Below are 17,750 nucleotides of genomic sequence, written 5' to 3' on the forward strand. Positions count from 1 at the left end.
GAAGACCAGACTGACCGCAGCCTCCGGACCGCGCGAGCCTGTCGGACCGACCGTGCGTCAGCTGAAGATCGCGTCGGCGGCCTTGCGGATCGCGCCGGGCTGGTGCGGACGGCGGGGTGCGGTAGCGCGGACCTCGATCATCCGGGCGCCGATCTCCTGGAGCTCCTTGCGGCCCAGTTCGGCCCGGACCCGAGGGAACCAGTCGCCCTCCTCCTCGTCGATGTGGTGGCTGACGGACTCGATCAGCACGGTGGTCTTGGCGTCGAAGCGTTCGTCGTCGGGGCCCATCGCGTCCAGCTCCTGGCACAGCACGTCGGCGACGTGGTGCTCCTCGTAGGACTCGAGGATGTCTCCCTCCAACTGGGGGAGCAGCTTCCGGATTCGGGGGTACATGACCTCGTTCTCCAGGTAGGTGTGGACGGTCAGCGCCTCCACGATCTTGTCGACGAGGTTGTGCCTGGTCGCCTTGGCGTCCGGCTCGGTGGCTTCGAACGCGCGGAAGAGCCGGCGGATCTCCTTGTGGTCCTCCCTGAGGAGAACGATGGCGTCGGTGGACACAGCTACCTCCCGAGATTCGGATCGGCTGCCGCGCCCACCCGGCGCGGCCGCCCGCGGATGACCTTCCACAGCCGGGAGCGGAGTCCGAGCGCCAGCCTGCGCCACATCGTGTTCACGGCCCGCCACCTCGTCTCCTCCGCTCGTGCGGCCCCGTGCGCGTCTGCCCGGCCGGCCCCACTTCACACGCTCCGTGCACATACCCCGGCAACGGCCCTGGCGGCGCGGGCCTGCGCGATTCGGGTGGTCAGGACGGTCAGGAGTTCGGCGTTCTCATCGGCCGGAACTGACGCTCGATCAGCCGGGCTGCTGCTCCCCGGTCACGCCTCCACCGGTACGGAGACCTCGCCGGTGCGCCGGAGCTTCTGCCAGCGCAGTCGGCCACCGGTCATCGCGGTGATCGCGGACTGCAACAGGACGATGTACATCAGCTGTCGGTAGACCAGCTGCTGGGTCGGCAGGCTGATCAGGTGCCAGGGCTTCTCGTGGTCGAGCCGGAAGGCGTACCAGGACAGCAAGGCCTGGATCGCCAGGAAGCCGCCGAAGCTGACGAGGGTCATCCCGGCGTCCGCGAACAGCAAGCCGTAGATCAGGAAGATGTCGATCAGCGGCGCCAGCAGCGGGGCGACCACGCCGAACATCACGACGAGCGGCAGCCCCCGGCGGCCGAAGCGCCCGGCCGGCCCGCGGGCGGTGACGGCGCGGCGGTGCTTCCACATCGCCTGCATCGAGCCGTAGCTCCAGCGGTACCGCTGGGACCAGAGCTGCTGGAGGCTGGCGGGGGCCTCCGTCCAGGCACGGGCGCGCTCGGCGTAGACGACCCGCCAGCCTTCGCAGAGCACCGCCATGGTGACGTCGGTGTCCTCGGCGAGGGTGTCGTCGCTCATCCCGCCGACCGCCTGCAGGGCCTCCTTGCGGAAGGCGCCGACCGCGCCGGGGATGGTCGGGATGATGCCGAGCATGTCGTACATCCGGCGGTCCAGGTTGTGGCCGAGGACGTACTCGATGTGCTGCCAGGCCCCGATCAGGGTGTCGCGGTTGCCGACCTTGGCGTTGCCCGAGACCGCGCCGATCCCAGGGTCACCGAAGGGCTGGACCAGTTCGCGCACGGTGGAGGGCTCGAAGACCGTGTCGCCGTCCATCATCACGACGATGTCGTGCGAGGCGGCCGCGATGCCCACGTTGAGGGCGCTCGACTTGCCGCCGTTGACCTTGCGGATCAGCCGGACGAACGGCAGGCCCATCTCCTCGACGATGTCCGCGGTGCCGTCCGAGGAGCCGTCGTCGATGACGATGACCTCGATCGGGTAGTCACTGGCGGCCAGCGAGTTGAGGGTGTTGGCGATGCACTCGCGCTCGTTGTAGGCCGGGACCAGCACGGTGACCGGACGGGTGACGGGCTCGCCCCAGGCGTCCTGCCGCCTGCCGCGGCGGGCGTGGATCGGAGCGAGCACCAGCATCAGCGCGAACCGGCCGAAGTTCAGGAAGCCGACCACGGCCAACAGCCCGATCAGCGCCGGCAGGGTGCGCATGGACAGCTGGGTGGCCCAGATGTAGCCCTTGCCCGCCCACAGCTGGTAGCCGTGCACCGGCGTGGTGGCACTGGAGGCGCCGAACGCCTCGGAGATGGTGGTGAAGCGGTAGCCGTCGGCCTGCAGCTTGTCGATGAGCACGCCGAGCGCCTCGACGGTCTGGGAGCGGTCGCCACCGGCGTCGTGCAGCAGGATCAGCTCGCCCGCGCCGGGCGTGGCCGGCAACGCCTCCTTGACGATGGCGTCCACGCCCGGACGCTTCCAGTCGTCGGTGTCGTGGTCGATGAAGGCGGTGACGTAGCCGCGGGCACCCAGGTACTTGATCACCGGGTAGTTCCAGTCGTCCAGGGCGGCCGAGTCGGAGGAGTACGGCGGGCGGAACAGCGAGCTGTGCACCCCCGCGACGCCGGCCAGCGCCAGCTGTGTCTGGGCCATCTCCCAGCTGATCCGGGCGTGCGACTGGAAGGCCAGGTCGGGGTGGGTGAAGGTGTGCAGGCCGATCTCGTGGCCACCCGCCACGATCTCCCGGATCAGGTCCGGGTTGCGGGCGGTCATGGCACCGGTCACGAAGAAGTCCGCGCGGACGTTGCGGGACGCGAGGATCTCCAGGATCTTCGGGGTCCAGTCCTTCGAGGGGCCGTCGTCGAAGCTCAGGACCACGGTGCGGTCCGGGATGCTGTAGCTCACCGGATGGTCGTTCCTGCTGCCGCGCGCGTCGATGATCGGGCCGCCCGTGAGCAGGTTCTCCGGCACGGTCGTCTTGTCGACCGACGGGGCGATCCGGGTGTCGTGGAACACCTCGTTGGTGCCCAGACCGCGCAGGACGATGAGCGCGAGCAGGCACGCCAGCAGGGACAGCGGCATGAAGAAGCGCAAGGGCGGCGCGGCCAGTCGGCGCGGCCTGCGCGGGGACTGCCGGCGGCGCTGGTGGCGGGACAAAATGGCGCTCCTGGAGATGGGTGGTGCGGCGGTTCAGGGGTGCTTGGTCGACTGGCCCGAGGGCGTCGCGCCACGCAGTGTGGTGGTGGTCGGCTTCGACGTGGTCTTCGTCGAGGGGGTCGCGGAGCGCGAAGGCGTCCTGGGCGACGACGTCGACGGTGACGGTGACGGAGTGGGTGACGGGATGGGTGACGGCGACGTCACGGATGTGGGCGACTGGGCGGGCGGCTGCACGGGTATCCCCATCGCCGGGGCGTCCGCCTGCATGCCGACCAGGCTGCCGGCCATGACGACCGCCAGGATCGCGCCGACCACCGAGACCGGCCAGCCGAAGCCCCGCAGCAGCCGACCGCGCAGACCGGACTGGGAGACGAACACCGGTGCGGGAGCGTCCTCTTCGAAGTCTGGTTCGTACACGTCGGACTGTGGCGGGTGTGCCGATTCGGGTTCGATGGAGGTGATGACTGGGCGCACCTTGCGACGCCTTTCAGTGCAGGGTACGTAGACCGCCGGAGCGTAGAGCGAACGCTAGTGCACCGCCTGAATCGAATTGGACTCGATGGGTGGATTTGGCCTGATCCGGCGGGGGGTTGTAATCGGATCGGAATACCGGACGACACGTACCGGACGGTAGACATGCGCATGCCGTTGACCTCGGACTCCGTCCCTCCGGATCAGGACGGGGCGCACCGGAGGGGCCTGCACGCCCCGTTAGGATGACCCCCTCATCTGATCAGTGCGCACGTGTGATCGGTACGCCCCAAGGAGACCGCGTGAGTCAGCCCCGCCGTACCCGTCGTCACCGCGCGTGGAGCGTCCTCGCCCTCCCGGCCCTGCTGGGCGTGCTCACCGCCTGTTCGAGCGGTCCGGCGTCCGGTGGCGGCGACGGCGCCACCGCGACGGCGAAGGCCGGGTCCGCGGCCAGCACCTCGCCGACCCCGACCGGCCCGCCGGGAACCCTGTTCGACAGCTTCCACTACACCGGTCCCACCGACCCCGCGCTCACCGCCCACGGCTGGGAGATACGCACCGGCGAGGGCGGCCCCGGGATCAAGGACACGTGGTCCGACACCGGTGCGAGCTTCCCCGCCGACACCACTGCCCAGGGCGGCCGGACCCTGCAGCTGCAGGCGTCCACCGACGGCACCCAGAAGGGCACCAAGCAGGTCGAGATCCAGAGCACCGGCAGCAAGCTCTTCAACGGCACCTTCGCCGCCCGGGTCTACCTCAGCGACAAGCCGGCCGGCGGCAAGAACGGCGACCACGTCGTCCAGTCCTACTTCCCGATCTCCGCCTCGGACGACTCGGCGAACTACAGCGAGCTCGACTACGAGTACATGCCGAACGGCGGCTGGGGCACGCCGGGTCCGCAGCTCGACACCACCAGCTGGTTCAAGGCCGATCCGCCCGACCGGGTCACCAAGCCGCACAAGCAGCGCTTCGAGGGCTGGCACATCATGATGGTCACCGCCGTGGACGGGAAGGCCACCTACTCCATGGACGGCAAGGAGCTGTTCACCAGCACCGGCAAGTACGTGCCGCACGAGAAGATGGATGTCCACTTCAGCAACTGGTTCGTCGACCTGCTGCCGTCCCTCGGTGGACAGCGCACCTGGAACCTGAAGATCAACTGGTTCTACTACAAGGACGCCGCGGCCGTCCCCTACGCGGACGTCCAGAAGACGGTGGACGGCTTCTACAGCGCCGGCACCGACTTCGTGGACACCCTGGCGAAGCCCTGAGCCCGGCCCGACCGGGTCAGACGCGCGACATGCCGTAGGCGCCCTTGCCGGGTTCACGCATCCCGTACGTCGGCTGCGGCGATCAACGGCAGCGGGACGGAAATCCCCTGCTGCCGACACCAGTTGAGGGTGAGGGCGAGCGGCACGCCGCGCTCCGAGCGCAGCCGGGCCAGCTCGGCCGCCAGCTCGTCGGGGGTCGGGCGTCGGGCCAGGCAGCGCAGGAAGTGCCGATGGCCCGCCGCGACCGCGCGGTCGAAGGCGGCGGTCTCGCGCTCCACCAGGTGGCGGGCGGCCACCGAGAGGGCGGGGAAGCCGTGGGCACTGCCCGCCAGCGCCACCAGGTCGGCCATCCCGGCGGCGGGCGCGCCGGCCAGCACCACGCTGCCGGCCGCCCGGCGCAACAGCCGCCGGGTGGTGTGCGCCGGACCGCGCGGGCCGGGGACGGAGCCCGTGGCCAGCAGTAGCGCCACCGCGCGGATGTGGTCGACGACCAGACGCAGGGCCTGCCCGGGCGCGGGCAGGCTGAGGAGTTCAGGCAGCCGGGCACCGACCGACTCCAGCAGGCCGCGCAAGGGCGGCAGGTCGAAGGGGTCACCCAGCTGGGCGGAGCCGCAGGAGATCGCGTCCTCGGCGGCGAGGAACTCGAAGACCGGCAGGCCGGCTGCCCGCGCCGGCCCGGTGAACCGGCCGTCGCCCAGGTGGAGGTACCGGCCACAGAGGCAGCCGGGCGCGCAGGCCGCCGAGCAGGCCGGGCCGATCTGGCAGTCCAGCGACAGCAGGACGCCGTGCGTCCCGCGCATCCGGCGGGGCGCGCAGGGCGGTGCCTCGATGTCCGGGCCTTCCCCCGTCTGCGGGATGCCCAGGCGGGCCAGCGCGGCCCGGACCGGGTCGCCCGCCCGGGCCTGGTCCGCCATCCGGCAGACCACCATGTCCCGACCCAGGCCGCAGGCTCCCAGCGCCTCGAACATGTCGCCCAGGACGTCCTGGGGTGCGCGCGGGCCGACCCAGGCCGCACTGACCGTCCGCCGGGCGGTCAGCGGCACGGCCTCGGGCAGAGCCCCCAGCCGACCCGTGTGGACGCCCCACTGCAGCGCGACGGAACCGCCCTCGCGGCGCACGGCTCCGAACAGCAGCCCCCCGTCGGCGTGCGGGCTGCGCGGGTGGCGCCACCGATACCCGGCGTTGGTCAGGGACTCGACGAACAGCTGAGCCGGCTCAGCCGTGTGCGCAATCATTCACATCACTCATGACTCGATTATTGACCGCCCAATACTCGAATCTTAACAGGGGCCTTTGGCGATGCATATGCTTTTCCATGGCGACCAAAGTCGGACACGCCGGACACTATGGGACGAATCGCCCGGGATGGAGATCATTGACAACCCGGGTCATGATTGTCATTATTTCGAGTGAAGTTCCAGTCGGAACGATTCTCAGATCCATGAACGGGGCCTTTAATGATTCAGAAGCTCATAGCGATGTCCGTCTTTCTGCTCGTCGCCGCCGTGCTGACCCTGGCCCCCGTGCAGAGCGGAAGCGCACAGCTCGACAACGGCCGGGGCGCGCACACCGTGACCGCCCTCGGGTCGCCGACGGGCATAGACATCCCGCTCTGCTGTTGACGGGCAACCGCGTCAGTACCATGCACGGGTCGGGCCCCGACGCGTCGATGGGCGGCCCCGTCCACAGGAGCCGCCCATCGCGTCCGACGTCACACCGGTCAGGGTCGGGGGAGCCCGGGCACCGACTTCGCGACATTGCCGACCAGAGTCCCGCGCCGGCCCATGCAGCGCATGCCCTGGCGATACGCCCACACCGCGCGTTCCTCCTGACCTGAGCGCTCCAGCACCTCTGCCAGCTCCGCCCAGGCGAAAGCCGCCTGGCGCCCCGCCTCGGAAGCCTCCAGGGTCAGTGCGGCCCGCTCGTAGGCGCTCCGGGCAGCCTCCTCCTCGCCCTGCTCCAGGTAGGCGGCAGCCAGCACCAGCAGTGTCCGAGCCGTCTCCAGCCGGTGCTTGGAACCCAGCAGGTCGAGCGCGCGGCGGGCGTGACCGACGGCGGTCTCCGGGTGGCCCGAGAGCAGGTGGGCGCGGGCCATCGCCGTCTCGCAGTAGGCGATGTCGACGCTGCTGCCCTGGCTGGCCAGCACGTCGGCGCTCTGCTGCAGCAGCCCCTTCGCCGTGTCCACGTCCGGCGCGTCGGTCTGCAGCAGGACCGCCGCGTAGGCGTTACGCAGTCGGGCCAGCGCCCGGTGGTTGTCGCCCTCGGAGTAGATCGCCAGCGCCCGCCGGATCAGCATCAGTGCGTCACCGGAACGGCCGTTGCTGTGCGCGGCCACGCTGGCGTTCCAGTAAACGGCGCCGAGCGCCCTCGGGTCGCTCACCTCCTTGGCCTGCTCGATGCCGACGGAGGCGAGATAGGCCGCGCGGTGCAGGTCACCGCGCTCGTAGTGCAGCCCGACCAGGGTGGCGACCAGCTCCATGCCGACCACGGTGGGCGCCAGATTGAGGTCCTGCACCTGGGTCAGCGTGGTCTCGGCCAGGTCGATGGCGTACGAGAGGTCGCCCAGTTCGCGGTAGCAGCGGCAGAGCGCCACGACCACGGCGAGCTGGGAGCTGCGGCTGTTCGCCTGCCGGGCCGCCGTCCGCAGCGCCTCGTAGCGCACCACGGCCTCCTCGAGCCGGCCGCTGTGCTCCAGCGCCTTGGCCACGCCCAGTTCGGCGGCCTCCGCGATCTCCTGCTCCCCCGCCGCGGCGGCCTTGCCCTGCAATTCCTGGTACGCCCGCAGCGCGCCGGCGGCGTCGCCGGTGCGGAGCGTCATCTCCGCGTAATGCATTTCCACTTCGAGGTCGCCGGTCTGGGCGCGCTCGACGAAACTCAGCAGATTCGCCGGATCGCAGGACAGCCGTTCGGCCAGCTGTTCCAGCACGGCGCCGGACGGATTGCGCTTGCCGGCTTCGAGCAGGGAAATGTAGCTGGACGACAGATCGTCTCCCGCCAGGTCTGCCTGCGACATCCCGGCTGCTCGGCGCAGTTGCCGGATACGGGACCCGAGGCCCTGAAGATCTACCATGACCACCCTCCTTGACTCTGCATGAAGATTAGCAGTTGACATCACCTGTCAAGGCCGGGCTCAACCTCCGGTGGGATGGCCCGGACCGTTCTCATCCCGATTGGGTGGGGCGACGGTCAGCCCTCTTTGACCGCGTGCAGCCGCAGGTAGCCGAAGCGTCCGCTGCGCAGGTTCCGGCCGGAGTCGCGACAGAGCCGCTGGTGGAAGAAGCGGCGGTAGACCTCCCGCTCCGGGCCCTCCGGCAGCCGCGACACCAGTTCCTGGGCGCGTTCGGGCAGACGGTCCAGGGCGCGGACGACACCCTCGGTGATGTCGAGGTGCGCGACCACCCCCAGGCCGGCCGCCGCCACCCGTGACAGCGGCCGGTCCACGGCCGGCCACTCGTCCGCGAGGAGCAGGTGCCCGCCGGGGCGCAGGACCCGGGCCACCTCGCGGAGGAAGCGGTCGGCGTCGGCCAGGCAGTGCATCGTCTCGACGGTCAGGACGGCGTCGAAGCTCCGGTCGGGAAACGGCAGGCGCTCGGCGTCGCCGCACTGGAAGGCCAGGCCCGGCGCCCGGTGCACGCGCCGGGAGAACGCGGTGCCGGCCCGCGTGTGGTCCAGGCCGAGGATCGAACGCGGCCGGTGCGTGCGGGCGATGAACGCCGTGCCGCCGCCCCGGCCCGAACCGACGTCGAGCACCTCGGCGCCCGCGAGATCGATCTGACCGGCCGTCAACTCGTAGTGCCGGGCGGCGAACTGCCACACCGGATCGCCGTATCCCGACGGCCGGTCGGGTACGGGCGGGTCGTCGCAGTACCCGAGGTTCATGAAGGTGAACCAGTCGTCCGGGTAGAGCGCGGTCATCACCTCGTACTTCGCGCGGTAGAGCGCGGTGGCGTCCGGGGCGGCCCCGGCCAGCACCCGGGCGGCCACCGCGCGGCAGTCCCGCGGCGCCGGCCGGGGCGCGTGGGTGGCGTGGGAGCCGACGTGGTCGGCCGCCCGCTGCCACACGTCGGCCCGGTCGGTGGGGAACCAGGTGAGCGCGTCGAACAGGTGCAGAGTCTGCTGCGCGTCCAGTGGCGCGAAGGAGTCCCGGCCGAGGAACGCGGTCATCGGGGCCCCTTCTCAGTTCAGGAAGTCGTTGCCGGAGCGGCGCAGGCGGTAGGCCTGGATCCGCAGACCCAGCACGGCGGCCAGCGCCCAGCCGAGCCCGACCAGGGCCTCCGTCGCTGCGAGCCGCAGCACCAGGCCGGCGTCGGCACCGTGCTGGACGGCGCGCAGCGCGGCGATGCCGTGGCTGATCGGCAGTACCGCGCCCGCCAGGGCCCGCGGGCCGTCGGTGGGCAGGGCGGCCAGTACGCCGCTGAAGGCCAGCACCAGATAGGAGCCGAAGTTGGTCAGGAACACGTCGGCACGGCGGCCCACCGCGACCACGGCGAGGGCCAGACCGAAGCTGCTGGCGGTGAGCGCCATCAGCAGGTAGAGCGGCAGGGTGCTGGGCAGGTCTGTCAGCGGGTCGGTGCGGCCGGTGAGCAGCGCGACGACGGGGACCGCGAGCAGCGCGGTGATCAGCCCCTCGGCCGCGTACACCACCCAGCGGGCGGCGACCAGGGCCGCCAGCGGGATTTCGGTCATCCGCAGCCGGTAAAGGGTGCCCTGGACCCGATCCTCGATCAGCACGTCGGGGCCCTTGATCACGGTCGCCGACACGATGTTGAAGGCGGAGGCACCAAGTCCCGCGGCGAGCGCGCCGTCCGCTCCACCGACGGCGCGTCCCAGCATGGTGAGGAAGACGACCTGCAGCAGGGCGCGCGGCAGCACCGCGCCGAGCAGGATCCCGGACGGGTACTCGACCAGGTACTCACGGGCGCTGAGGCGGCCGGCTCTGGCCAGCGCGGGGAGGAGGTCAGAAGATCTCAAGGCTGCCCTCCTTGCGGGCACGGTGCAGGACACGGCCGAAGGCGACCCGGGCCGCGAGGGCGTAGAGCAGTCCGGTGACCGGCAGCGCGCACCAGGGCAGCAGCCCGGCCGGGCGGCCGGCCGCCGCGTCGGTGAGCAGGACGCTCAACCAGTGCAGGCTCAGGCCGCTGGACACCGGACGGGCCCAACCCGGCAGCGCAGCGAGCGGGATGATCAGGCCGCCGACGATGAAGACGGGGTAGATGAGCGCCTCCGCCACTCGCAGGGCAGCCCGGGTCAGCAGGAAGAGACAGGCGACCAGCAGGCCCAGTGGCAGGGTGGCCGCGAAGCCGAGCACCAGCGCGGCGGCGAACTGCACGGGCCTGGCGACGGTCAGCGGGTGACCGCTCAGCGCGGCGGACAGGCTCACCGAGAGCATGATGACAGCGACCGAGAGGGTGGCCGAGGCGACCGCCTTGCCGGTCAGCGTCGGGCCGAGACCGCCCGGTCGTGAGCAGATGGCGGGCAGTGTGCCGGCCCACAGCTCGCGGCGCAGCACCATGCCGGCGTGCCACAGGGTGGCTGTCCAGGCGGAGAGCACGGCGCTGCCGAGCACCACCGCGTCGGGGTCCAGCCCGCCCCGGTCGTTCGCAGCCAGTGTGATGGTGACGTAGGTGGCGGGCTGGATGGCCGCGCCGACCAGCACGTTGAGCCAGGAGATCCCACGGAACTGGAGGCGGAAGGCAGCTGCGGCCACCCGCCACCAGGGCGCGGTCACAAGGTGGTTCACGCGGCGCTCTTCACGTCGTCGGCGAGTTCCTTGAAGACCTGTTGCAGGCCGGAAGGCGCGACCCGGACGTCGGTGAGCTGCTCGTCCGGCCAGAGGTCGGCGAGGTGACGCAGCGACTCGGGGGTCCAGGCGCGCACGTGCAGTTCCAACGACCAGCTGGTGGCGTGCTGTTGGAGCGCACCGACGGAGGCGAGGCCGTCCAGAGCGGTCGGCGGGTGCGGTGGCGCTGTGCCGCGGCCGGTGAGGGTGACCACGGCGGCGGCCTTGGCGCGCTCCAGCAGGCGGGGCAGCGGGAGGTCGTGCAGGACCCGTCCGTCGTGCAGGACGACGACGCGCTCGGCCAGTTGCTCGATGTCATTGAGGTAATGACTGGTGAGCAGGATGGTGGTGCCCTGGTCCCGCATCCTGGAGACCGCGGTGCGGATGTTCTCCGCCTCGGCCGGATCCAGCCCGACCGTCGGCTCGTCGAGCAACAGCAGTTCGGGGCGGGTGACCATGCCGATCGCCAGGTGCAGGCGCTGGCGCATGCCCTTGGAGTACGTCTCGACCGGGCGGTCCGCGGCGGGGCCGAGGCCGACGAACTCCACCGCCTGCTCGCAGCGGCGCCCGAGGTCGGGGCCCTTCAGACCGGTGAGGGTCGCGAAGAAGCGCAGGTTGTCGCGGGCCGACAGGCGCAGGTAGAGGCCGCGCTCGCCGCCGAGCACCAGGGAGAGCTTGCGCTGTACCTCCCGGGGGCGGCGGGCCACGTCGTGGCCGCAGACCCGGACCGTACCGGCGGTGGGCAGCAGCAGGGTCGAGATGATCTTCAACAGAGTGCTCTTGCCCGCGCCGTTCAGACCCAGCAGGCCGACGAGTTCACCCGGTCCGACCGTCAGATCCACGCCCTTGAGCGCCTGGACGGTGCCGTGCCGGGTCCGAAAGGAGCGCATCACCCCGGCGACCTCTAGGACCGGCGTGGCCTGGTCAGTTCCGGATGCCATCAGATTCCTTAGTTCTGGGGAATGCTGGAGCCGATCGCCTGCCGGGCTGTCGGCGGGAATTCCCGCCGACAGCCCGGACTGACTAGGAAAGTCAGATGGTCTCGGCACCCATGGCCGCACCCAGAACGATGTCGAGCTCGTCGTTGGTGAGCAGCTCGGTGATCTCGCGGGAGATGTTCATCTCTCTACCTCTTTCGTTTGGGAAGCCGGTCGGCCTCCATGACCAGAACTCTAAGCTTTGACGTCAGTTTTAGTCAATAAAGCGAGTCAACTTCTCTGCGGGAAGTTGACCGGGCCGGATCCGGTCAGACCGGCGGGGCCGCCAGGGCGTTCAGGCCAGCGGTGTCCCGGCCGGAGGCGAGAACCACGGCGTGCCCGGGAAAGTGCGGGCGCACCCGCACGGCGGGCACCGTGAAGCGGACGGCCAGACCGACCCGCTCGGCTCCCGACACATTGGGCCCCGATGCGTGCAGCGCCCGGTCGGTGAAGACCACGCACTGCCCCGGCCGCAGCGGGACTGCCACGGCACCGGCCGTGTCCACCGCGTCGTCGCCCACCAGCAGGGTGGCCCGCCGCCCTGCGCCCGAGGGCGCGGCCGGCAGCACCGTCCCGGCCCCGGGCACGAATCGCAGACACCCGCTCTCCTCCGGCACCTCGCTGATCGCGATCCAGAACGTGAAGGCCAGCGGTGGCTCCAGCCCGTAGGCCTCTCCCGGTGCGAAGACCCCGCCCCAGTCCTGGTGCCAGCCGAAGGCCGGGCCCTCGGAGGCCTTGACGATGAAGGTGGACCGCCACAGCAGCAGGTCCTCCCCGTACAGCGAGCGCGCCAGCGCCAGCAGCGCGGGGTGGGTGCACAGGCGGTGCACCGCCGGAGCGTCCAGGTGGCGTGACTCGACGTACGGGACCGGGGAGCCGCCCTCCCGGGGGGCCATCAGGTCGGCGAGCCGGCCGCTCGACTGCTCGGCATTGGGCGCCGGGGCCAGGCCGGGGGTCGCCAGCACCGCGTCGAGTTCGGCGCGCAGCCCGGCCATCTCCGCCGGGGTCATCAGGGTGAGCGGACCGAGGAATCCCTGGTCGCGGAACAGGTCGCGCTGCTGGGCGTCCAGCGGCTGGTAAATCGTCAAGATTCATCCTCCTGCGTATACGGGCGATCTGTCACCAAGGGGTGATGACACCTTCGAGGATGCTGTCCTTGACGGCAGCGAGCTGCTCGAAATACGCCTGCTCGTCGCGCTCCTCGGTGGCCTGGCGGGACTCCTCCGGCTCCGCGACGGTGTCGTCCACGGACCCGGCCGGAAGCTTTTCTTCGCGTGTCATCCACTACTCCTCGTGCGCGCTGAACAGGGACCGCGCGGGCACGCGGCTTGGCGAAGCTACCCCATGACTCGAATAGTGACAAGCTTGACTGCCTATGATATCAACTTAGTCATGAATGAGTTGAAGCTCCGTTCCGCCACCGGGCGCACGGGGGGTCTGGTCATCGGGCAGGGCAGTGCCGGGGAGCTTGCCCGCGGCTACGCCGAAGCGCTCAGGCGGCCCTTCCTCGCCGTGGAAGAGCCGGATCAGGCGCTGCGAGCCCTCGACCTGGCGGCGGCGCGGGACGGCTCGGCCTTCGTGCTGCCGGCGGAGCGAGAGCTCGGCTTTCGCGAGGTCAACGCGCTGATGGGGCGTGGCCGCGAGCTCAACCTCCCGGTCGGCGTGCTGCCACTGCCGGCCGACCCGGCCGATGCCGCCGCACTGGTGGACCGGGCGGTGGCCCTGCACGCTCCCACCCCTCGCCACCGCCACCGGTCGCTCTACTACACCGACTTCCGCCGTACCCCGCCCGCTGAGCGGCCCGGCGTCTACGGCTCGGCGCAGTCCGGCGAGTTCATCGAGCAACTGCGCTCCGGCGCCGAGGCCGTGGTGCTGCACAGCCACGGGAACGGCGCCGACTTCCGGGTCGGCGAGCACGTGCTCTGCCTCCAGGTCGACGGGCTCAAGCCCGCCCCGGCGCAGGCCGGCGAGCACTTCCTGCCCTGTCAGGGCGGCGGGCCGTGCCGGCTGGACCACAAGAGTGGCTTCCAGGCCTTCCACGGCGCGCGGGCCGTGCGCGCCCGGCTGCTCGTACTGCTCTCCTGCTCCGCCTACCAACCGCACGACGGTCTGCTCGGTGCGCGGTTCCAGCTCTCCCAACAGCTGCTGCGCGGTGCGCATGTGGCCGGCGTCGTCGCCTCCACCCGGATCAACCACGGCACCCCGCAACTGGGTGTGGCAGTGGCCCAGTTGCTGCAGGAGGGGGCCTCGCTGGGCGAGGTCGCGCTGCGGGTGAACCGGCTGTCCGCGCAGGGGCCGGCCTCGTACGTCTGCCTGGGCGACCCGGACCTCGTGCTGCCGCCGGCCGGTGCCACCGAGCGACCGGCCCGGGCCCCGGTCGCTGCCGCCGCCCCGGTGCGCACGGCCACCACCCCCGCGCCCGCCGCCGCCCGCCCGTGGCAGTCCACCCTCGACCTGCTGTTCGCGGCCGAGTTCGCCGCCGCGACCGGCTCGGCCCGGCTGAGCGGCCGGTTGGCCGAGGCGGCCGTGGCCGCGATGCGGGCGCCCACCAACGCGACCCGACTGGACACCGCGCAGTTGCGGATCCTGGCCGCCGCGCCGGAGGAGGCCTGGCAGCAGCTCTGCCTGCCGACCGGCTCGCGGCCCGACGGCCGGTGTCCCGGGTGCGGGGGCCAGGCCACCGAGACCGCGTACGCCGCCGTACTGCACCCCGCCTACCGGCGCACCGTTCGCCGCTGCGCGGTGCACGGCCTGCTCAGCGACACCCCCGCCGGTGCGGCGAACGTCCCGCGCGGTGTCCGCCACGACCGCGCCGACGGGCTGGTCCGCTGGGACACCGGGCAGCTGTCCGGGTGGTGCACCGTGGTGGGCGAGGGCGGGGACAGCGGTCGGCGCCCTTCCCCGGTTCCGGCCGGTGCAGGCAGCCAGCGCGTGCCGGGGCCGACCGGCGAGAGCGTGACGCTCTGCCACACCGCGGCCGGCGCCTTCTCGCGCATTCGGGTCTTCACCGGCGCCCCGGGGCCGGGCGGCCGGCATGGCTGACGGGAACCTGGACCGGGCCGCCCGGCATGTGCTGCAGGCAGTCATGGTGCGAGCCGCCGTCGCCGCCGGCGACTATCCGGCGATGATCGGACGTCGACTCGCCGGCCAACTCGACCTGCGGGCAAGGGCGGAGTCCACCGGCAGCCCGGTCGAGCGGGCCGGCGCCGGTGACCGCGCACTGTGCGCCTTTCTCGCCACGATCCTCAGCCGCCGCGGCCCGGACGTGCACGACTACCTCACCGGCGCCTTCGGTTATCGCCCCGAACGCGCCACCGGACTCCGACACCACTGCGGCAGAGAGCTGTTGGGGATCGAGCTGGTGCCGCACTGGGCCCCGGCCCGGCCTCGCGAGCTCTACATCTGCGAGCGTTGCGGCCCGGCCTACAGCCTCCCGCACGGCTTCGCCCCGCCGAGCCGACTGCGGGTCGACCCGGCCGCGCTCCGGGTGGAGTTCAACGCACCACTGGTGCACGCCGGTTGGTTCGCCGCCAGTCGCCAGCCGATCGGCGGCCACCGTGAACGCCCACTGCTCCCCCGCGCCCTGGCGCCCGGCGCCGAGGCGCTGGAGGTCCCGATCCCCACCGGCGCAGGCCCGGGCCTGCGCCGCTTCGCCGCCGCCCTGGTCGTCGACGGCGACTACGCGATCTTCCAAGTCCCGGACACGACATGAAGGGTGGCGCCGACGCCATGGAAGAACTGAAGCACCGCCATCCCAAGGAGCACCGGGACGGCACCCACCGCGCCCGCCCCCCGGCCGAGACGCTGGCCGACTTCGGTTCCCGGATGGGGCAGTTCGGCATCACCCGACTGGCCAACATGACCGGCCTGGACTGGCTCGGCATCCCGGTCTACAACGCCATCCGGCCCAACTCCCGTTCGCTGTCGGTCTCCCAGGGCAAGGGCGTGGACCACGCGGCGGCCGCCGTCTCGGCCCTGATGGAATCGATCGAGTGCTGGCACGCCGAGTTCTTCGACGGACCGCTGCGCCACGACTCGTACCAGAACCTGCGCCGCCGGCTTCCTGTCCTGGACATCCACCAACTGCCGCTGCGCGGCGGGCTGGACACCACCGGCACGGGTTCGCGCGAGACGCCCGCCCGCTCGACGCTGCGCACCGACCTGCCGCTGCTGTGGACCGAAGGCCACGAGCTGATGGGCGGCGAGCCGATCTGGCTGCCGCACGAGAGCGTGCTGCTGAACAAGGTCGGCCTGGACTACGCCTCGACCACCTTCCGAGTCAGCTCCAACGGCCTGGCCTCGGGCAACAACCTGGTCGAGGCCACCATCCACGGCATCTGCGAGCTGGCCGAGCGCGACGCGCTGACCATGTGGTGGCAGGGCCTGCGCGAACGCTCCGATGTCGAGGCCGCCAAGCTCGACCTGGGCACCATCGACGACCCCGGCTGCCGGGGCCTGCTGGACGCCTTCGCGGAAGGCGGCCTGGAGGTCGCCGTCTGGGATGTCACCTGCGACACCGGCATCCCGGCCTTCCAGGCCTGCGCGGTGGAGAGCGCCGACCGGGTGGCCTGGCGCTCGTTCGGCGCCTGCTGGGGCTACGGCGCGCACACCTCCCCCGCCGTGGCGCTCTCCCGCGCGCTGACCGAGGTGGCGCAGAGCCGGGTCACCGTCATCGCGGCAAGCCGGGACGAGAACTTCCGCACCATGTACAACGCGCAGAACAGCGCCAAGAGCCTGGCCCGCACCCGCGAGGTCTTCTTCGCCCACCCCGGCACCCGGCCGTTCGACCCGACCACCGGGATCGACAACCCGACCCTCGACGAGGACCTGGACGCGGTGCTCGAGCGGCTGCGCAAGGTCGGCGTCGAGCAGGTGATCGCGGTCGACCTCAGCAAGCCGGAGGTCGGCATCCCCACCGTCAAGGTCGTCGTGCCGGGTCTGGAGCACTACTCCCTGTTCATCGGCTACACCCCCGGTCCGCGCGCCACCGCGCGCCGGGCCCGCGCCCAGAAGGGATCCGCATGAGCGTGTACGTCTTCCTCGGTCCGAGCCTGCCGGTCGAGCAGGCCCGCGCGGTGCTGGACGCCCACTACCTGCCGCCGGTCAGCTGCGGAGACGTGACCGAGCTGGTCCTGGACCGTGAACCGCCCACCGTGATCGGCATCGTGGACGGGCTCTTCGAGCAGGTCCCGGCGGTGTGGCACAAGGAGATCCTCTTCGCGATGAGCCGGGGGGTGCGGGTGGTGGGCGCATCCAGCATGGGAGCGCTGCGCGCCGCCGAGTTGCACGCCTTCGGCATGGACGGCGTCGGCAGCGTCTTCGAGGACTTCAGGGACGGCCGGCTCACCGACGACGACGAGGTGACCATCGTCCACGCACCCGGCGAGGACGGCTACCGTCCGTTGTCGGAGGCGATGGTCAACCTGCGGGCGGGCCTGGCCGGCGCCCGACAGGCGGGGGCGATCAGCGCGGCCACCCACGACGCCCTGCTGGCGGCGGCCAAGCGCACCTTCTACCCCGACCGCTCCTGGGGCCAGGTGTACGCGGACGGCCGCGAGGCAGGCCTGCCGCAGGACGAACTCGACGCCCTGCGCGGCCATGTGCGCACGACCCGGCCGGACGCCAAGCGGGACGACGCGCTCGCACTGCTGGCCAGGATCCACGACATGGTCGCCGAGGGCGTCCAACCACCGGTCTGTGCCTTCGACTTCGAGCCGACCTACTACTGGGAGAAGTTGCTGCGCACGGTCCGTCAGCAACGCGGCGAGCGGGCGATGGAACAGGCGCTGGGCGTCCCGGCCGCCACCGCGCTGGCCCAACTGGCCGAGCAGCGGCCGGAGGTGACCTCGGCCGCACTGCTGGACACGCTGGTGCGGCGGGAGGCCGAGCATCTCGGCGTGCTGGTCCCGGAGGAGATCAGGGCCAAGCACTCCGAGGAGGGCGGTGCCCTGCGAGAGGTGATCTCCGGCCACCTGCGCGGGGATCTCACCGATCCGGTGCTGCGGAAGCTGGAGCAGCTCGGGCTGCTGGCGTCGGCCCGGGCCGCACTGGCGGCCGGCCGGGACACCCCGGAGGGTGACCCGCAGCAGGCGGTTCCGCTGCCTTCCGGGCGACGCGAATGATTCTTGACAATGAAATATGACAACCATAAACTCAAAATATGACTAGGCCTTAGCGGTCTTTCCTCTTCCGTGACGTCCGCCGGAATCCACACCACTCCCCCGAA

The 17,750-nt window shown here is 71.3% G+C and carries 17 protein-coding genes; 7 read left to right on the forward strand and 10 right to left on the reverse strand.

Annotated elements, in window-relative coordinates; genetic code table 11:
• Nucleotides 1-57: 57 nt before the first annotated feature.
• Both ASC99_RS15620 and ASC99_RS15625 read right to left on the reverse strand, forming a co-directional pair.
• Nucleotides 58-558, reverse strand: a complete 501-nt coding sequence (locus ASC99_RS15620; protein WP_057232448.1) for a hemerythrin domain-containing protein — start codon at nucleotides 556-558, stop codon at nucleotides 58-60.
• Nucleotides 559-875: 317 nt separating this feature from the next.
• On the reverse strand, nucleotides 876-2,951 hold the full coding sequence (locus ASC99_RS15625; protein ID WP_082598372.1) for a bifunctional polysaccharide deacetylase/glycosyltransferase family 2 protein: 2,076 nt from the start codon (nucleotides 2,949-2,951) through the stop codon (nucleotides 876-878).
• Between ASC99_RS15625 and ASC99_RS15630 the strand changes: the two genes are divergently transcribed.
• Nucleotides 2,950-3,531 (forward strand): hypothetical protein, encoded by a 582-nt coding sequence (locus ASC99_RS15630; protein ID WP_057232452.1) that lies wholly within the window; start codon nucleotides 2,950-2,952, stop codon nucleotides 3,529-3,531. The genes ASC99_RS15625 and ASC99_RS15630 overlap by 2 nt on opposite strands.
• Nucleotides 3,532-3,799: 268 nt before the next feature.
• Entirely contained in the window at nucleotides 3,800-4,768 is a 969-nt protein-coding gene (locus tag ASC99_RS15635) for a glycoside hydrolase family 16 protein (protein ID WP_057232454.1), read from the forward strand.
• A 53-nt stretch (nucleotides 4,769-4,821) separates the two neighbouring features.
• Here ASC99_RS15635 and ASC99_RS15640 read toward each other — a convergent pair whose 3' ends face one another.
• Nucleotides 4,822-6,003 (reverse strand): alanine--tRNA ligase-related protein, encoded by a 1,182-nt coding sequence (locus ASC99_RS15640; protein WP_057232456.1) that lies wholly within the window; start codon nucleotides 6,001-6,003, stop codon nucleotides 4,822-4,824.
• 243 nt (nucleotides 6,004-6,246) lie between these two features.
• Between ASC99_RS15640 and ASC99_RS38575 the strand changes: the two genes are divergently transcribed.
• Entirely contained in the window at nucleotides 6,247-6,390 is a 144-nt protein-coding gene (locus tag ASC99_RS38575) for a hypothetical protein (protein ID WP_157531559.1), read from the forward strand.
• Between the two features lie 98 nt (nucleotides 6,391-6,488).
• Here ASC99_RS38575 and ASC99_RS15645 read toward each other — a convergent pair whose 3' ends face one another.
• The 7 genes from ASC99_RS15645 to ASC99_RS38580 form a co-directional block, all read right to left on the reverse strand.
• Nucleotides 6,489-7,838, reverse strand: a complete 1,350-nt coding sequence (locus ASC99_RS15645; protein WP_057232459.1) for a helix-turn-helix domain-containing protein — start codon at nucleotides 7,836-7,838, stop codon at nucleotides 6,489-6,491.
• A 116-nt stretch (nucleotides 7,839-7,954) separates the two neighbouring features.
• On the reverse strand, nucleotides 7,955-8,932 hold the full coding sequence (locus ASC99_RS15650) for a class I SAM-dependent methyltransferase (RefSeq protein WP_057232461.1): 978 nt from the start codon (nucleotides 8,930-8,932) through the stop codon (nucleotides 7,955-7,957).
• A 12-nt stretch (nucleotides 8,933-8,944) separates the two neighbouring features.
• Complete coding sequence (locus tag ASC99_RS15655; protein WP_057232462.1) at nucleotides 8,945-9,739, reverse strand: ABC transporter permease; 795 nt, start codon at nucleotides 9,737-9,739, stop codon at nucleotides 8,945-8,947.
• Nucleotides 9,726-10,508, reverse strand: a complete 783-nt coding sequence (locus ASC99_RS15660; protein ID WP_057232464.1) for an ABC transporter permease — start codon at nucleotides 10,506-10,508, stop codon at nucleotides 9,726-9,728. Before ASC99_RS15660 ends, ASC99_RS15655 begins: the two co-directional genes overlap by 14 nt.
• Nucleotides 10,505-11,488 (reverse strand): ABC transporter ATP-binding protein, encoded by a 984-nt coding sequence (locus tag ASC99_RS15665; protein ID WP_057241078.1) that lies wholly within the window; start codon nucleotides 11,486-11,488, stop codon nucleotides 10,505-10,507. The genes ASC99_RS15660 and ASC99_RS15665 overlap by 4 nt, the downstream gene beginning before the upstream one ends.
• 305 nt (nucleotides 11,489-11,793) lie before the next feature.
• Entirely contained in the window at nucleotides 11,794-12,612 is an 819-nt protein-coding gene (locus ASC99_RS15670; RefSeq protein WP_057232468.1) for a phytanoyl-CoA dioxygenase family protein, read from the reverse strand.
• Between the two features lie 31 nt (nucleotides 12,613-12,643).
• Entirely contained in the window at nucleotides 12,644-12,805 is a 162-nt protein-coding gene (locus ASC99_RS38580) for a hypothetical protein (protein ID WP_157531560.1), read from the reverse strand.
• Nucleotides 12,806-12,916: 111 nt separating this feature from the next.
• Between ASC99_RS38580 and ASC99_RS15675 the strand changes: the two genes are divergently transcribed.
• From ASC99_RS15675 to ASC99_RS15690, 4 genes are read left to right on the forward strand one after another with little or no spacing between them, the layout of a single operon-like run.
• Nucleotides 12,917-14,566 carry a hypothetical protein gene (locus ASC99_RS15675; RefSeq protein ID WP_057232470.1) on the forward strand — a complete coding sequence of 550 codons (1,650 nt, stop codon included), beginning with the start codon at nucleotides 12,917-12,919 and terminating at the stop codon, nucleotides 14,564-14,566.
• Nucleotides 14,559-15,236: a hypothetical protein gene (locus ASC99_RS15680; RefSeq protein ID WP_057232471.1), complete on the forward strand. Its 678-nt coding sequence runs from the start codon at nucleotides 14,559-14,561 to the stop codon at nucleotides 15,234-15,236. Before ASC99_RS15675 ends, ASC99_RS15680 begins: the two co-directional genes overlap by 8 nt.
• 17 nt (nucleotides 15,237-15,253) lie before the next feature.
• Entirely contained in the window at nucleotides 15,254-16,549 is a 1,296-nt protein-coding gene (locus ASC99_RS15685) for a YcaO-like family protein (RefSeq protein ID WP_063857094.1), read from the forward strand.
• A complete protein-coding gene (locus ASC99_RS15690; protein ID WP_063857093.1) occupies nucleotides 16,546-17,646 on the forward strand; it encodes a TfuA-like protein in 1,101 nt (366 codons plus the stop codon). The genes ASC99_RS15685 and ASC99_RS15690 overlap by 4 nt, the downstream gene beginning before the upstream one ends.
• Nucleotides 17,647-17,750: the final 104 nt, after the last annotated feature.

Source organism: Kitasatospora sp. Root107, assembly GCF_001424875.1.
Classification (GTDB): domain Bacteria; phylum Actinomycetota; class Actinomycetes; order Streptomycetales; family Streptomycetaceae; genus Kitasatospora.

Coding starts and splice junctions, on each gene's coding strand:
- ASC99_RS15690 (WP_063857093.1), top strand. CDS start 16,546: ATGAGCGTGTACGTCTTCCTCGGTCCGAGCCTGCCGGTCGAGCAGGCC.
- ASC99_RS15650 (WP_057232461.1), bottom strand. CDS start 8,932: ATGACCGCGTTCCTCGGCCGGGACTCCTTCGCGCCACTGGACGCGCAG.
- ASC99_RS38580 (WP_157531560.1), bottom strand. CDS start 12,805: ATGACACGCGAAGAAAAGCTTCCGGCCGGGTCCGTGGACGACACCGTC.
- ASC99_RS15645 (WP_057232459.1), bottom strand. CDS start 7,838: ATGGTAGATCTTCAGGGCCTCGGGTCCCGTATCCGGCAACTGCGCCGA.
- ASC99_RS15665 (WP_057241078.1), bottom strand. CDS start 11,488: ATGGCATCCGGAACTGACCAGGCCACGCCGGTCCTAGAGGTCGCCGGG.
- ASC99_RS38575 (WP_157531559.1), top strand. CDS start 6,247: ATGTCCGTCTTTCTGCTCGTCGCCGCCGTGCTGACCCTGGCCCCCGTG.
- ASC99_RS15675 (WP_057232470.1), top strand. CDS start 12,917: ATGAATGAGTTGAAGCTCCGTTCCGCCACCGGGCGCACGGGGGGTCTG.
- ASC99_RS15680 (WP_057232471.1), top strand. CDS start 14,559: ATGGCTGACGGGAACCTGGACCGGGCCGCCCGGCATGTGCTGCAGGCA.
- ASC99_RS15630 (WP_057232452.1), top strand. CDS start 2,950: ATGAAGAAGCGCAAGGGCGGCGCGGCCAGTCGGCGCGGCCTGCGCGGG.
- ASC99_RS15685 (WP_063857094.1), top strand. CDS start 15,254: ATGGAAGAACTGAAGCACCGCCATCCCAAGGAGCACCGGGACGGCACC.
- ASC99_RS15640 (WP_057232456.1), bottom strand. CDS start 6,003: ATGATTGCGCACACGGCTGAGCCGGCTCAGCTGTTCGTCGAGTCCCTG.
- ASC99_RS15625 (WP_082598372.1), bottom strand. CDS start 2,951: ATGCCGCTGTCCCTGCTGGCGTGCCTGCTCGCGCTCATCGTCCTGCGC.